Source organism: Demequina rhizosphaerae, assembly GCF_000971255.1.
GTDB classification, from domain to species: domain Bacteria; phylum Actinomycetota; class Actinomycetes; order Actinomycetales; family Demequinaceae; genus Demequina; species Demequina rhizosphaerae.
In genome coordinates this window covers 1-14,008 of sequence record NZ_BBMC01000010.1, presented here as the reverse complement: position 1 = coordinate 14,008, position 14,008 = coordinate 1, and the positions used below count along the sequence as shown (strand labels likewise).

At 73.4% G+C, this 14,008-nt stretch carries 13 protein-coding genes and 2 tRNA genes; 3 read left to right on the top strand and 12 right to left on the bottom strand.

What is annotated here, in order from left to right; genetic code table 11:
* Positions 1–135: 135 nt before the first annotated feature.
* From AOM07_RS12760 to AOM07_RS12750, 3 genes are all read right to left on the bottom strand, one after another.
* Entirely contained in the window at positions 136–1,182 is a 1,047-nt protein-coding gene (locus tag AOM07_RS12760; protein WP_062314419.1) for a UDP-N-acetylmuramate dehydrogenase, read from the bottom strand.
* Complete coding sequence (locus AOM07_RS12755; protein WP_062314417.1) at positions 1,179–2,426, bottom strand: MFS transporter; 1,248 nt, start codon at positions 2,424–2,426, stop codon at positions 1,179–1,181. The genes AOM07_RS12760 and AOM07_RS12755 overlap by 4 nt, the downstream gene beginning before the upstream one ends.
* A gap of 72 nt (positions 2,427–2,498) precedes the next feature.
* Positions 2,499–3,848 carry an MFS transporter gene (locus AOM07_RS12750; protein ID WP_062314415.1) on the bottom strand — a complete coding sequence of 450 codons (1,350 nt, stop codon included), beginning with the start codon at positions 3,846–3,848 and terminating at the stop codon, positions 2,499–2,501.
* A gap of 84 nt (positions 3,849–3,932) precedes the next feature.
* Here AOM07_RS12750 and AOM07_RS12745 point away from each other — a divergent pair, with 84 nt between their 5' ends.
* Positions 3,933–4,997: a LacI family DNA-binding transcriptional regulator gene (locus AOM07_RS12745; RefSeq protein WP_228374461.1), complete on the top strand. Its 1,065-nt coding sequence runs from the start codon at positions 3,933–3,935 to the stop codon at positions 4,995–4,997.
* 184 nt (positions 4,998–5,181) lie between these two features.
* On the opposite strand, the gene AOM07_RS12740 is transcribed toward AOM07_RS12745, so the two are convergent.
* From AOM07_RS12740 to AOM07_RS12705, 8 genes are all read right to left on the bottom strand, one after another.
* Complete coding sequence (locus AOM07_RS12740) at positions 5,182–6,639, bottom strand: NCS2 family permease (RefSeq protein ID WP_062314411.1); 1,458 nt, start codon at positions 6,637–6,639, stop codon at positions 5,182–5,184.
* A gap of 195 nt (positions 6,640–6,834) precedes the next feature.
* Positions 6,835–7,266, bottom strand: coding sequence for a MaoC/PaaZ C-terminal domain-containing protein (locus tag AOM07_RS12735; RefSeq protein WP_062314409.1), 432 nt, complete (start codon positions 7,264–7,266; stop codon positions 6,835–6,837).
* Positions 7,266–7,712 (bottom strand): FAS1-like dehydratase domain-containing protein, encoded by a 447-nt coding sequence (locus tag AOM07_RS12730; RefSeq protein ID WP_062314406.1) that lies wholly within the window; start codon positions 7,710–7,712, stop codon positions 7,266–7,268. The genes AOM07_RS12735 and AOM07_RS12730 overlap by 1 nt, the downstream gene beginning before the upstream one ends.
* Positions 7,713–7,755: 43 nt before the next feature.
* A complete protein-coding gene (locus tag AOM07_RS12725; protein ID WP_062314404.1) occupies positions 7,756–8,796 on the bottom strand; it encodes an endonuclease/exonuclease/phosphatase family protein in 1,041 nt (346 codons plus the stop codon).
* Between the two features lie 41 nt (positions 8,797–8,837).
* Positions 8,838–9,812: an endonuclease/exonuclease/phosphatase family protein gene (locus AOM07_RS12720; protein ID WP_062314401.1), complete on the bottom strand. Its 975-nt coding sequence runs from the start codon at positions 9,810–9,812 to the stop codon at positions 8,838–8,840.
* A gap of 87 nt (positions 9,813–9,899) precedes the next feature.
* Positions 9,900–10,064, bottom strand: coding sequence for a 50S ribosomal protein L33 (gene rpmG, locus AOM07_RS12715; protein WP_042213233.1), 165 nt, complete (start codon positions 10,062–10,064; stop codon positions 9,900–9,902).
* Between the two features lie 69 nt (positions 10,065–10,133).
* Positions 10,134–10,207 (bottom strand) — tRNA-Met (locus AOM07_RS12710).
* A gap of 45 nt (positions 10,208–10,252) precedes the next feature.
* Positions 10,253–10,328 (bottom strand) — tRNA-Thr (locus AOM07_RS12705).
* Between the two features lie 104 nt (positions 10,329–10,432).
* On the opposite strand from AOM07_RS12705, the gene AOM07_RS12700 reads away from it, so the two are divergent.
* Together AOM07_RS12700 and AOM07_RS12695 are read left to right on the top strand one after the other, a co-directional pair.
* A complete protein-coding gene (locus AOM07_RS12700; RefSeq protein ID WP_062314399.1) occupies positions 10,433–11,692 on the top strand; it encodes a winged helix-turn-helix domain-containing protein in 1,260 nt (419 codons plus the stop codon).
* Positions 11,693–11,809: 117 nt separating this feature from the next.
* Positions 11,810–13,192, top strand: a complete 1,383-nt coding sequence (locus AOM07_RS12695; RefSeq protein WP_062314396.1) for an aspartate aminotransferase family protein — start codon at positions 11,810–11,812, stop codon at positions 13,190–13,192.
* Positions 13,193–13,423: 231 nt separating this feature from the next.
* Here the strand turns inward: AOM07_RS12695 and AOM07_RS12690 are convergent.
* Positions 13,424–14,008, bottom strand: a 585-nt coding sequence (locus tag AOM07_RS12690) for an IS30 family transposase (protein ID WP_156171941.1), incomplete at its 5' end; no start/stop codon positions are given.

Genomic DNA, 14,008 nt, shown 5'->3' with positions numbered 1-14,008 from the left:
CCGGGGGCCTCGCCGTGCATCCCTCCACGCAGGCGAGGCGCTCCTCCACACGAACTGCCCGATGTGAACGGGCACACGCCCGGGCGCAGCCCGATCCGAGCTCGCGTGCGTGGAGAGGCGTCCGCCGCCGCGACCCTAGATCTCGACGCCGACCGCGACCGGCTCGGGCACCAGCGCGATCCCGAAGCGCTCGCGGACCCCGTCCCGCACCGCGCGGGCCAGCGCGACGATGTCCGCCGCGGTCGCGTCGCCGCGGTTGGTGAGCGCGAGCGTGTGCTTGGTCGACAGCGACGCGGGCGCGCCGGGCTCGACGGCGAAGCCCTTGGAGAAGCCGGCGTGCTCGATGAGCCACGCGGCGGACGTCTTCACCAGGCCCTCCGCGGCCGGGTACCGGGGCGCCCCCTCGGGCACCGCATCGTCCGGCACGATCGGGTTGGTGAAGAACGAGCCGGCGCTCCACGTGTCGTGATCGGCGGGATCGAGGACCATGCCCTTCGCGGAGCGCAGCGCGAGCACCGCGTCGCGGACCTCGGTGATGGGCACGCGCGCGCCGATCTCCACGTCGAGCGCGGTCGCGAGCTGCTGGTAGCGCACCGGAGCGGACAGGCTCGCCATGCGGGTGTGGAACGTGACGTCGAGCACGACGTAGCGCGGCGTGGGTCCCCACGGGCCGTGCGTCATGCTGCGCTTGAGCATCGAGTCGCGGTAGCCGAACTCGGCCTTCACGAGCGGCAGCGACCGCACCGAGCCGGTCTCGCGGTCCCACGTGCGGACCACGGAGACGAGGTCCTTGACCTCCGCGCCGTACGCGCCCACGTTCTGCACGGGGGTCGCGCCCGTCGAGCCGGGGATCCCTGAGAGCGCCTCGAAGCCGCTCCACTCGGACGCGACCGCCTGCGCGACGAGGGCGTCCCAGCGGGTGCCGGCGGTCGCGGTGATGGACAGCCCGCCGCACGCGCCGTCGTTGACGAGCGACACGTCCTCGCGGAGGTCGCGCACGACGACGCCGTCGAAGCCCTCGTCCGCGACGAGCAGGTTCGATCCCCCGCCGACCACGAGCAGCGGCGCACCGTCGGCGTCCGCGGCGCGGACCGCGTCGATCAGCGACTCCTCGCTGTCCGCCTCGCGCAGCTCGCGCGCCGGGCCGCCGACGCGCAGGGTCGTGAGGGAGGCGAGGTTCATGGCCCCAGGGTATCCGCGCCGGCGTCCTCCTCCCGCAGGGCCTCGGGGGCGTCCTCGAGCGGGCGCGCCGCGGGGGCGAGCACGATCATCGCGACCGCCGCGATCACCGAGATGAGCAGGGCCTTGCGCAGCTCGATGTGCTCGGCGATGAGCCCCGTCACCTGCGGCATCGTGAGGCCCGCGATCGTGCCGAACGCCGCGACGGCGGCGACGCGGGCGGTCGCGTGGGTGCGGTCGTCGGCCGCGGCCGAGATCGCGAGCGGGTAGCCCATGGACACGCCCGCCCCCCACACGAGCATCGCGAGCGGCACGCCCCAGAAGGACGGCGTGAAGGCGAAGATGAGCGACCCGAGCGCGACCAGCACGCCGCACGTGCGCAGCACCGCGACGCGGCCCATCCGGTCGACCACGCTCGTGCCCATGATGCGGACGCTGCTCTGCGCGACCACGAGGAACGCGTAGAAGGCCGCCGCGAGCGCCTCGGTCCGGCCGAAGTCGTCGACGATCGCGAGCGGCACCCAGTCCGCGGCCCCCATCTCGACGGTGAACGCGCAGAAGAGGATGAAGCCGAGCGCGAGCGTGCGCCGCTCGCGCGCCGCGACCTTGAGGGTGACGAAGATGCCGTCCTTGCTCTCGACGCTCTCGGGGGACGGCGGCCGGCCGTCGAGGATCGCGGTGCCCGCGAGCGCGAGGTACACGGCGCCCACGACCGTGACGTTGACCGCGTAGTGGACGCCCACCGCGATCCCGGCGTGCGAGTAGAGCGCGCCGAGCCCCACGCCGGCGAGCAGCGCGAGCGAGAACGCGGCATGGAACTGGGACAGGATCGAGCGGCCCACGTGGCGCTCGATGGTCGCGGCCTCCGCGTTCGACAGCGCGTTGACCGTCTCGAACGCGCCCAGCGCGAAGAACAGCGCGACGGCGAAGCCGAGCGGGGTGCCGAGGTGCGCGGCCAGCCCCATCGCGCAGAACGCGAGGACGATCGCGACCGAGGCGAGGCGGACCAGCGCGAGCGAGCCGACGCGGGCCACGAGGCCGCCGAGCACCGAGAAGGCGACGAGCCCGCCGATCGAGCCCACGATGAACAGCGCGGCGAGGCCCGCGGGCGAGACGCCGAGGGCGTCGCGGACGCTCGGGACGCGGGACACGTACGTGCCGAGCATGAGGCCCATGCCCACGAAGAACACGAGGATGCCGATCCTCGCGGCGCGCACACGGCGCGCGTCGACCTGCGGTGGCTCCATGCGGCCCCCCTCCGCATCGTCCCCCAGCGTCCGGGACCTACACGACGCTAGCAGGCATGTCGCCCGAGGGCATCAGGAGCGCGGGGCCTCCGGGCCGGTCGGGGCGCCCTCCTCGGGCAGCGCCTGGACCGGCTCGACGCCGTCGGCGAGGACCGCGGCGGCCGCGTCGCGCTCGGCCTCCGCCTCCATCGCGGCGGCGCGCTCGCGGCGCGCCAGCGCGCGGCGGGAGCGGAACAGCGGACCCTCGGAGCGGACGGCGCGGGCCAGGACGAAGGACAGCAGGGCCGCGGCCACGACGACGAGCAGCGCGACGCGGAGCTCGACCACGTCGCCCAGGTGGCCGATGACCTGCGGCATCACCAGGCCCGCGATGGTCGAGAACGAGGACACGGCGGCGACGCGGGCGGCCGCGCGGCGCGGGTCGTCCGAGGCGGCCGAGAAGCCGATGGGGACGCCCAGCGCGGCGCCGAGGCCCCACAGCACCATCGCGGCCGGCACGAGCCAGAGCCCGGGGGCGAGCGCGAACATCGTCACGCCGGCCGCGACGAGCACCGCGGACATCCGCAGCGCCACCACGCGTCCGAGCCGGCCGATGATCGCCGCGCCCCACCAGCGGACGCTCACCATCGCGACGACGAACAGCCAGTAGAGGAGGTCGCCGACGGCCTCCGGCTGGTCGAACGCCTCGACGACGGCCAGCGACGCCCACTGCGCGGCGGCGCCCTCCACCGTGGCGGCCGAGAACACGATGACGCCGATGAGGACGACCCGGCGGTCGCGGTACTCGTCCCGCGCGGCGGCGAACGGGCCGCCGAGCCCGGGCCGCGCATCGTCCGGCCGCGGGGCCCCGTCGAGGACCGCGGCCGGCAGCACGGCGAGCCGCGCCGCGGTGAGCGCGACGGCGACGCCGACGAAGTGCCACACCGGCGCGACCCCGAGGTGCGAGATCCCCGCGCCGAGCGCGAGCCCCATGGCGAGGCCCACCGAGAACGACGCGTGGAACTGCGGCATGACCGCGCGCCCCATCTCGCGCTCGACCTCGGCCGCCTCGGCGTTCATGCTCACGTTGGTGAACGCGAACGCGAACGACACGAGGAACGATGCGACGGCGAAGAGCGCCTGGGAGCCCCACGCCGTCGCGGCCCCCATGAGCGAGAACGCGACGAGGTGGCCCCACGCCCACCACCACAGCAGCGCGCGGGTGCCGAAGCGGGCGACCGACCAGCCCGTGACGAGCAGCGCGCACAGCGCGCCGAGCGCGCCGAACAGCAGCAGCCGCGCGAGCTCGCCGGTGGAGATGTCGAGCAGCTCGGTGATGGTCGGGTAGCGCGACACCATGGTCGCCATGTAGACGCCCATGATCCAGAAGATCGCGAGCACGCCGCGGCGGGCGGCCGCGACGCGGGCGTGGTCGTGGGTCATGGCTCCCTCGGGGTGGCGGTGGGGCCGCGCTGCGCGCGGGCGCGCGGCGCTACCCTGAGGGTCAACCGATCCGAGGAGAGCCGCGTGACGCGCACACGCCGACCGACCATGGCCGACGTCGCCGCGAGGGCGGGCGTGTCGCTGTCCACTGTATCCCTGACCTACTCGGGCGCCGGACCGCTGTCCGCGGAGACCCGGGCGAAGGTCGAGCGGGCGGCCGAGGAGCTCGGGTACGCGGGTCCCGCGCCGCACGCGCGGGCGCTGCGCTCGGGGCGCACCGGCGTGGTCGGGCTCGTCATCCACGAGCGGCTCCAGCTGTCCTTCCGCGACCCGCTCATGCTGCGCATCATGGACGGGCTCGTCGGCGACCTCGGCCAGATGGGCCTGGGCGTGCTGCTCATCCCCACCCCTACCGGGGATCCGGGCGAGCGCAGCCTGCTCGAGACCGCCGCGATGGACGCCGCGGTGCTGCTGCGCGTGCGCGACCACGACGACGAGCCGGCGATCGACATCCTGCGTCGGCGCGGCCTGCCGATGGTGGTGATGGAGGGCGAGGCGCCCGCGGGCGCGGGCGTGCTCGAGATCGACGACCGCGCGGCGACCGCGGCGATGATCCGCCACCTCGTCGAGCTGGGCCACGAGCGCATCGGCACCATCACGCTGCCCGCGGGCCTCGACGGCGAGACGCGCGTCCTCGGGCTCGAGGAGGCGCTGGACAAGACCGCGTGGACGCCCGTGCACCGCAGGCTCGAGGCGTTCGCCGATGCGGGCGTCGAGCCGTGCGTCGTGGTCGAGGCGCGCGCGTCGATCGTCGCCGAGGGCATCGCGGCCGCGCACCTCGCGCTCGCGGCCGAGCCGCGCCCGACCGCGCTCGTGTGCCAGTCGGACCTGCTCGCCGGCGGCGCGATCCTCGCCGCGCGCGAGCTCGAGATCGCGGTGCCGCAGCAGCTGTCGGTCACCGGCTTCGACGGGCTCGAGCTGCCGTGGCTCGCGCCGCACGAGCTCACCACGCAGGTGCAGGACGCGGAGGCGAAGGGGCACGCGCTCGCCGCGGAGGTCAAGGCGCTGCTCGCGGGCGAGTCGCCCGCGCCGGTCGTGATGCCGCTCGCGCTGCGCATCGGCTCGACGACGGCCCCGGCGCCGCGCTGAGCGAAGCCGCGCCCGCCCGTCGACTCCCGATGACGGATGTGACGCGCTGACCACCGCGTGACGGATGGGCCGGCCGCACCGGCCCCATCACCCACGCCCGCCACATGTGTCATGGGGAGTCGACGGGGCAGACGCGCCGCGGCCCCGGGCCTCGCGTGGAGGACCGGGGCCGGGGCGGACGGGATCAGCCCAGAGCGTTGAGGATCGGGCCCATCGCGAAGTAGAGGATGAACGCCGCGGCCGCGCCCCACATGAGCGGGTGCACCTTCTTGGCGGCGCCGGTCGCGACCTGCAGCACCACGTACGAGATGAAGCCCGCGCCGATGCCGACCGAGATCGAGTAGCCGAACGGCATGAGGATGAACGTGAGGAACGCGGGGATCGCGATCCGGTAGTCCTTCCAGTCGATGCCGGCGACCTGGGACACCATGAGGAAGCCGACGACCACGAGGACCGGCGTGGCGGCCTCGAACGGCACGAGCGCGTACAGCGGGGTGAGGAACGTCGACAGCAGGAACGCGATGCCGGTCACCACGGAGGCGAGGCCGGTGCGCGCACCGTCGCCCACGCCCGCGGCGGACTCGATGTACGAGGTGTTCGACGAGACCGAGCCGAAGCCGCCCGCGGCGGCTCCGATCGAGTCGACGAGCAGGATCTGCTGCGAACGCGCCGGGTTGCCGTCCTTGTCGTTGAGGCCGGCCTCGGCGCCCACGGCGGTCATCGTGCCCATGGTGTCGAAGAAGTCCGCGATGAGCAGCGAGAAGACGAGCAGCAGCGCGGTCAGCACGGGCAGCGAGGTGAAGCCGCCGAAGAGGTCGACCTGGCCGATGAGGGAGAAGTCGGGCGCCGCGACGAACGCGTCGGGCACGGCGGGCACGACGAGCGCCCACCCGGACGGGTTGTCGACGGACGAGCCGAGCGCGAGCGCGGACTCGATGACGACCGCGAGCACGGTCGCGACCACGATCGAGATGAGGAGCGCGCCGCGCACCTTCTTCACCATGAGGATGATCGCGGTGAACAGGCCGACGACGAAGACCACCATGGGCCACGTCGAGATGTAGCCGCCGTCGCCGAACGAGGTCGGGGTGCCGGCGCCCTGGCGCACGATGCCCGCGTCGTACAGGCCGATGAAGGCAAGGAAGAGGCCGATGCCGACCGCGATCGCCTGCTTGAGGAACGCCGGGACCGCCGCGAACACGGCCTTCCGGAAGCCGGTGAGGACGAGCAGCGTGATGACGATGCCCTCGATCACCACGAAGCCCATCGCCTCGGGCCAGCTCATGCCCTCGCGCGAGGCGATGCCGTACGCGACGAAGGCGTTGAGGCCGAGGCCGGCGGCGAGCGCCAGCGGGAAGCGCGCCCACACGCCCATCGCGATGGACAGCAGGCCCGCGACGAGCGCGGTGGCGGCGGCCACGAGGGCGAGGTTCGGGGCGTCGCCGCCGCCGAGGTACTGGCCCGTGCCGTCGGCGACCGTGCCGATGATGAGCGGGTTCAGGACGACGATGTACGCCATCGTGAAGAAGGTGGTGAGACCGCCGCGGATCTCCTGGGCGATGGTCGAGCCACGCTTGGTGATCTCGAAGTAGGAGTCGATCCGGCCGGCGATGCCGGTCCGCTCCTCGGTCATGGCGCTCATGCGTCCTCTTTCGCGCAGGGGAGAGCGCGCGCGTCGGCGGACGCTCTCCCGGGGTTGGCGCGGATCCCCGAAGAGCGACGCTAACGCCGCAAGCGCCAGGGGCGCGCGACGGGATCTCGCGGTGTCACCCTAAGGCACTCGGGAGCGTTTCCCGACCACGGGACGTTCCGCTCGGGGCGCTCTGCGCGGCTCCGGCTAGGCGCAGGAGACGACCGCTTGGGCCTTACCCAGGACCTTCTGTCCGTCGTGCTCGACCGTGATGTCGATGCGGGCGGTGCGAGATTCGGCGTCGAGGGCGCCCACCTTCGCGGTGAAGGACACCGCGGCCTCGCCGATCGCGGGCACCGGGATGGGCCGCGTGAAGCGGGTCTGCAGGTCCACGACGTTGCCGGGGCCGGCCCACTCCTCGACGACCGAGGCGGCGGTCCCCATGGTGAGCATGCCGTGCGCGATGACGCCGGGCAGCCCGACGGACTCCGCGACCACCTCGTTGTAGTGGATCGGGTTGAAGTCGCCGGAGGCGCCCGCGTAGCGCACGAGGCTGTCGCGCGTGAGCTCGACGGCCCGCTCGGCGACCACCTCGCCCACCTCGAGGGCGTCGAAGGCCGGGCCGTTCTCGGTGCTCATCAGGCCTCCTCGCGCACCGCGAGGGTGCTGGTCACGGTGGAGACGGGCGCGCCGTCCTCGTCCGACAGCTCGGTGCGGGTCGTCACCATCGAGATGCCGCCGCGCTGCTTGATCGCGTCGATGTGCACGGTCGCGGAGATGAGGTCGCCCGCGATGATCGGGCGGTGGTGCGTGAAGCGCTCGTCCGCGTGGACCACCCGCGAGAAGTCGACGCCGACCTCGGGGTCGACGACCACGTGGAACTCGGCCTGCTGCGCGATGATCACCGCGAACGTGGTGGGCGCGACCACGTCGGGGTAGCCCTCGGCGCGCGCCGCCTCCTCGCTGCGGTGGGCGAAGGACCGGGCGTCGACCGCATCGGCGAACTCGCGGATCTTGACCCGCGTGACCTCGTAGGGCTCGTGAGGGCCGTACGCGCGACCCACGGCGTCGATGTTCACTGGCACGGTGCCACCCTACCCAGGAAGGCCGCGCGGTCGCGCGGGCGGCTCATGGCTCGCGGTAGACCGCGACGAGCGCCCGGTGGTCGGAGCGCGGCATCTCCACCGCGTCGACCTCGGCGGCGACGATGCCCGCGTCCTTGGCGAGGATGTGGTCGATGACCACGAGCGGCTCGGCCAGGATCGACGAGCCCGGCACGTGGTGGCGCAGGAAGGTGCCGCTGGGGTAGGTGGCGAGGAAACCCGCGCCCGCCTCGTCCACCGCGTCGACGTAGCCGTACGACTCGATCTGGCGGAAGCCGCGGTGGTCGCGCGTGGTGTTGAGGTCGCCGGCCACCAGCACGGCTCCCTGCTCCGCCTCGAGCACGGCCTTGAGCGCGACGAGGTCGGCGTCCCAGTCGGAATGGTCGAAGACGCCGGGCGACTCGGGGTGGGCGACGATGACCGTGAGGTGGTCGCCGCCGAGCCCGACCTCGGCGCGGATCGCCTGGGCGGTGAAGCCCGGCAGCGGCTCGGCCTCCGCGAGGGGCCGGGTCGACCACAGCCCGGTGCCGTACTTCCACTCGCCGGGGTACTCGGCGCTGTACGGCAGCAGGTCGTCGAGGCCCGCGGCCTCGAGACGCTCCTGCGCGTCCGGCGTGAGCTCGGTGAGCGCGAGCAGGTCGAGGTCGTGCTCGCGCACGAGGTCCACCACCGCATCGGCGTCGGCGCCGCCGTTGGCGAGGCTGAACGTCGCCACCCGCAGCGCGACCGGCCCCTCCGCCGTCGACGCGACGAAGATCGGCGCGATCCACCACAGGCACAGCCCCGCGACCGCCGCGCTCGCGCCGAGGAGGATCCAGTCGCGCGCGAGGAGCGACAGCACGATGGGCACGAGGCACGCGAGCGTGACCCACGGCATGAGGGACACGATGACGGCGAGCGGACCGGCCTCCCAGCCGGCGAGGCGCGCGACGACGGGGACGAGCAGCGCGACGAGCGCGATGATCGCGAGCGCGCGGGCGACGGCGGTGAGCCCGCGCCCGACGGCGGACAGCACCGAGCCCAGCGCGCCGGTCCGGGGCTCGACCCCCTGCTCCTGCTCCCCCATGACGGGAGTCTGTCACGCCTGGAACGAAAGGGACAGACCGGTCAGGGCGTCGCGTACGCGACGACGAGCGCGCGGTGGTCCGAGCCGGGCACCACCGCCGTGGCGAGGCCGGTGGCGACGAGGCCGAGGTCGCTCGTCATGACGTGGTCGATCGCGACCAGCGGCGGCGGCGTGCGGTCCTGCGGGAACGTGGGCACGAGACCCGCACCCGCCTCGTCCGCGGCGTCGACGTAGCCGCGCGACTCGAGCTCCCGGAAGGCGGCGTGGTCGCGCGCGGTGTTGAGGTCGCCCGCCGCGATGACCGGTCCGTCCACCCCGTCGAGCACCGCCGTGAGCGCCGCTAGCTCCTCGCTCCATGCCCGGTGGACCAGCAGCTGCGGCGCCGCGGGGTGCAGCGCGAGCACCGTCACCGCGCCCGAGGGCAGGTCCACGGTCGCGCGCACCTGGCGGAACGTGTAGCCGTCGAGCCCCTCCCAGCCCGCGATCGGGTGCGCCGACCACAGGCCGGTGCCCGACCAGATCGCGTCGGGCAGCGTCGCCGAGTGCGGGAGCAGGGCGTCGAGGCCCGCGCCCGCGAGCGCGTCCGCGGCCTCGGGGGTGAGCTCCTGGACCGACAACAGGTCCACGTCGTGCTCGCGCACGAGCCTCACCACGGCCTCGGGGTCGCCCTCGCCGGTGCGGAGGTTGACGGTGGCCACCGTCAGCGCGACCTCGCCGGAGGCCGGGTCCGCGGTGTAGAGCGGCGCCGTCCACGCCGCGCACAGCACCGCGGTCGCGACGGCCGCGCCGAGCAGCACCCACGACCGTGCGAGGAGCGCGAGCGCCGCGGGCACGAGCGCGCCGATCACGACCCACGGCACGAGCGGCACGAGGTACGCGAGCGGCCCCCGCTCCCAGCCGGTGAGCCGCACGGCGACGGGCACGAGCAGCCCCGCGAGCGCGACCCAGGCCAGCACCGCGGCGACCCCGCGCCCGGTCGCACGCCGTGCGCGCGACGGATCCCCCGCATCGTCCACGGGCGCGAGCCTCCCACACGCCCGCCCGGGAACGACGAAGGCCCGCCGCCCCGGAAGGGGCGACGGGCCTCGTCTCAAGAATGCTGCTTAGCGCGTCTCGCGGTGCGCGGTGTGCTTGCCGCACTTCCGGCAGAACTTGGAGAGCTCCACACGGTCAGGGTTGTTGCGGCGGTTCTTGCGCGTGATGTAGTTGCGGTCCTTGCACTCGGTGCACGCGAGCGTGATCTTCGGACGAACGTCGTTCTTGGCCATGGTTCTCTCCCAGCCTTGTAGGGACGCGCCTCGCGAAGGCGCATGATCAGGCGGTGATGCCTGAATCCGTAGCGAGGGCGGGGCTCGAACCCGCGACCTCACGATTATGAGTCGTGCGCTCTAACCAGCTGAGCTACCCCGCCGCGTGCCGCCTTGCGGCGGCGATCCATCGTACATGACGACAGACATGGAGCCCCGACAGGGAATCGAACCCTGGACCTTTTCCTTACCATGGAAACGCTCTGCCGACTGAGCTATCGGGGCTGGCCGGAATAGGTTACACGCACTCCAGGCCAAAAGTGAAATCGGCGTCCGGCGCCCGGAGAACGCCCAGGAAGAGTGTCGGATGGCGGCCTTACAGTGGCCCCGTGACCGAGTCCCTCAGCGCCGCGGAGGCCCGCCGCATCCACCTGGCCGCGCAGTCCCTCGCGCGGCGCCGCCCGCCCGGCCGCCCCGGGCCCGCCCGCTTCCGCGCGTACCTCGAGCGCCAGGGCGTGCTCCAGCTGGACTCCGTCAACGTGCTCGCGCGCGCCCATCACCTCCCGATCTACTCGCGCTTCGGCCCGTACGACCGCGAGCGCCTCGACGCGTGGCTGTGGGGCTCCGCGGAGAACTTCGAGCACTGGGGGCACGAGGCCTCGGTGATGCCGCGCGACCTGCTGCCCGCGCTGCACCACCGGATGCGGCGCTCGAGCTCGTGGAAGGCGCGCGCCCTCGACGGGCTCGAGTCGGAGCGTCCGGGCCTGCTCGACGAGGTGCGCGCCGCAGTCGCGGCCCACGGCCCCGTCACCGCGGCCGAGCTCGAGCATCTCGCGCCCCGCGAGGCGCGCCGCGGGCCGTGGTGGGACGAGAGCCACGTCAAGACCGCGCTCGAGTACCTGTTCATGACCGGGGAGGTGGCGGCGAGCCGCGCCGACCACTTCCGCCGCACCTACGACGCGCCCGAGCGGACCTGGGGGCACGTCGGCGCCCACGACGGGGACGCCTGGGCCCTGCCGCCCGAGGAGGCGCAGCAGGCGCTGTTCGACCGCGCGCTCGCCGCCACGGCGATCGGCACCGTGCGCGACCTCGCCGACCACTTCCGCCTCACGTCCCCCGCGACGCAGGGCGCCGGGCCGAGGGGCGGCGCATGGGCGGAGTCGGCGGTCGAGCGCGGCCTCGCGTCGTGGGTGACCGTCGAGGGCTGGCGCGAGCCCGCCCTCCTCGCCGCCGGCGCCTCGGATCCCGGCCGCGCCACCGCATCGTCCCTCCTCAGCCCGTTCGACCCGGTGTGCTGGTTCCGGCCGCGCCTGCAGCGGATGTTCGGCGTCGACTACCGGATCGAGATCTACACGCCGGCGGAGAAGCGCGTCTTCGGCTACTACTGCCTGCTGTTCCTCCACGGCGACCGCTTCGAGGCGCGCGTCGACCTCAAGGCGCGCCGCAAGGACGGGGTGCTCGCGGCGGAGGCGACGTGGCGGGAGCCGGGCCGCGCGCCGGGATCGCGGCGGCGGGACGATGCGGAAGTCGCCCGCGCGCTCGCGGCCGAACTGCGGCTCATGGCCGGGTGGCTGGGGCTCGACGACATCGTGGTGGCGCCGCGCGGCGACCTCGCGCCGGCGCTCGCGGACGCGCTCGGCGCCGCGTAGCCGGCTGGGGCGCCCCGCGTGCCGCGCGGGCGCCGTCAGACGTTCCGTCGCGACCTGCGGCAACGCCCGCCACCCCGTCGGTTGCGCGCGCCCCGCCGCGGCGGGAAGCATAGGCGGATGGATTACGCACATCTCCAGCAGGCGGCCAAGGACCACCTGTGGATGCACTTCACGCAGCACTCGCGCTACGAGACCGAGGACGTCCCGGTCATCGTGCGCGGCGAGGGCGCCTACATCTACGACGCGCACGGCCGGCGCTACCTCGACGGCCTGGGCGGGCTGTTCGTCAACCAGCTCGGCCACGGGCGCGAGGACCTCGCCGAGGCTGCCGCCGCGCAGGCGCGCGAGCTGGCCTTCCACCCGCTGTGGTCGTACGCCCACCCCACCGCGATCGAGCTCGCGGAGCGCCTCGCGCACCTCGCCCCCGGCGACCTCGACCGCGTGTTCTTCACGAGCGGCGGCGGCGAGTCCGTCGAGTCGGCGTGGAAGCTCGCGAAGAACTACTTCAAGCTCGTCGGGAAGCCGATGAAGCACAAGGTCATCAGCCGCAACGTCGCCTACCACGGCACCCCGCACGGCGCGCTGTCGATCACCGGCCTGCCGGGCCTCAAGGCGCAGTTCGAGCCGCTCGTGCCGTCGACGTTCCGCGTCCCCAACACCAACACCTACCGCGCGGCGGAGATCACGCACGGCCTGCACGACGGCTCCGACCCGGAGGCCTTCGGCCGCTGGGCCGCGGACCAGATCGAGGTCGCGATCCTCAACGAGGGCGCGGACACGGTCGCCGCGGTGTTCCTCGAGCCGGTGCAGAACGCCGGCGGCTGCTTCCCGCCGCCGCCCGGCTACTGGCAGCGGGTGCGCGAGATCTGCGACCGGTACGACGTGCTGCTCGTCTCGGACGAGGTCATCTGCGCGTACGGCCGCCTGGGCGAGATGTTCGGCGCGACGCGCTTCGGCTACGTGCCGGACATCATCACCTCGGCGAAGGGCCTCACGTCGGGCTACGCCCCGATGGGCGCGATGATCGCCTCCGAGCGGCTCATGGCGCCGTTCCTCGAGAAGGGCGAGATGTTCGCGCACGGCTACACGTTCGCGGGCCACCCGGTCGCGGCGGCCGTCGCGCTCAAGAACCTCGAGATCTTCGAGACCGAGGGCGTCCTCGAGCACGTCCGCGAGACGGCGCCCGCGTTCCGCGCGACGCTCGAGCGCCTGCTCGACCTGCCGATGGTGGGCGACGTGCGCGGCGACGGCTTCTTCTACGGCATCGAGCTCGTCAAGGACAAGGCGACCAAGGAGTCGCTCACCGCCGAGGAGTGCGAGCGCGTGCTGCACGGGTTCCTGTCCAAGGAGCTCTACGACGCGGGCCTGTACTGCCGCGCCGACGACCGTGGCGACCCGGTCATCCAGCTCTCGCCGCCGCTCGTCATCGGCCAGGCCGAGTTCGACGAGATCGAGCGCATCCTGCGCGACGTCATCACCCGGGCGTACGCGCTGCTGTAGCGGCGGGCCGCCTGCTGCCGGGCCCGCGGATGCCCGGCCCGCGGATGCCCGGCCCCACCCGGGCGGCACGGATGTCGGACCGATCGGCGCATCGTCCGGCCTCCGGGCTGGTCCCGACCCGGGCGTCGGACCGATCGCCGCATCGTCCGACACCCGAGTCGGCGCCGGGGACGCGAGAAGGGCCCCGATCCTTGGCGGATTCTTGGGGTCCTCGCAACACCTGGTGTTTGGCTAGGTGGTCAGTAGTAGATCACGCAGACGCTCGGCTGGAGTTTTCCAGCCGAGCGTTTTGCGTGGGCGGCCGTTGAGTTCCTGGGCGACATGCTCGAGGTCCACGGCGCTGTGAACGGCCAGGTTGGTGCCCTTGGGGAAGTACTGGCGCAGCAGCCCGTTGGTGTTCTCGTTCGATCCGCGCTGCCAGGGCGAGTGGGGGTCGCAGAAGTACACGGGCACGCCGGTCGCGACGGTGAACTGCTTGTGGCCGGACATCTCGGCTCCCTGGTCCCAGGTCAGCGACCCGCGCAGATGCTCCGGCAGGGTGCCGATCAGGGGCACGAGGACGTCGCGGACCTCCTCAGCCGTGTGACCGGCGGGCAGGTGGCCCAGCATCACGTAGCGGGTCGATCGTTCCACCAGGGTGACGATCGCGGAGGCGTTGTTCGCGCCGACGATGAGGTCGCCCTCCCAGTGGCCGGGCACGGCACGGTCCTCGACCTCGGCGGGACGCTCACTGATCATGATCATGTCGTCCACGAAGCGCTTGGTGCGCTGGGCGGGGTCACGGTGGGGCTTGCGCCGGGTGCGTCCCGTGCGCAG

What these genes read in the sequence shown, in the direction of transcription:
- AOM07_RS12760 (WP_062314419.1), bottom strand. Translation starts at nt 1,182, where the DNA reads ATGAACCTCGCCTCCCTCACGACCCTGCGCGTCGGCGGCCCGGCGCGC.
- AOM07_RS12755 (WP_062314417.1), bottom strand. Translation starts at nt 2,426, where the DNA reads ATGGAGCCACCGCAGGTCGACGCGCGCCGTGTGCGCGCCGCGAGGATC.
- AOM07_RS12750 (WP_062314415.1), bottom strand. Translation starts at nt 3,848, where the DNA reads ATGACCCACGACCACGCCCGCGTCGCGGCCGCCCGCCGCGGCGTGCTC.
- AOM07_RS12740 (WP_062314411.1), bottom strand. Translation starts at nt 6,639, where the DNA reads ATGAGCGCCATGACCGAGGAGCGGACCGGCATCGCCGGCCGGATCGAC.
- AOM07_RS12735 (WP_062314409.1), bottom strand. Translation starts at nt 7,266, where the DNA reads ATGAGCACCGAGAACGGCCCGGCCTTCGACGCCCTCGAGGTGGGCGAG.
- AOM07_RS12725 (WP_062314404.1), bottom strand. Translation starts at nt 8,796, where the DNA reads ATGGGGGAGCAGGAGCAGGGGGTCGAGCCCCGGACCGGCGCGCTGGGC.
- rpmG (WP_042213233.1), bottom strand. Translation starts at nt 10,064, where the DNA reads ATGGCCAAGAACGACGTTCGTCCGAAGATCACGCTCGCGTGCACCGAG.
- AOM07_RS12695 (WP_062314396.1), top strand. Translation starts at nt 11,810, where the DNA reads ATGGATTACGCACATCTCCAGCAGGCGGCCAAGGACCACCTGTGGATG.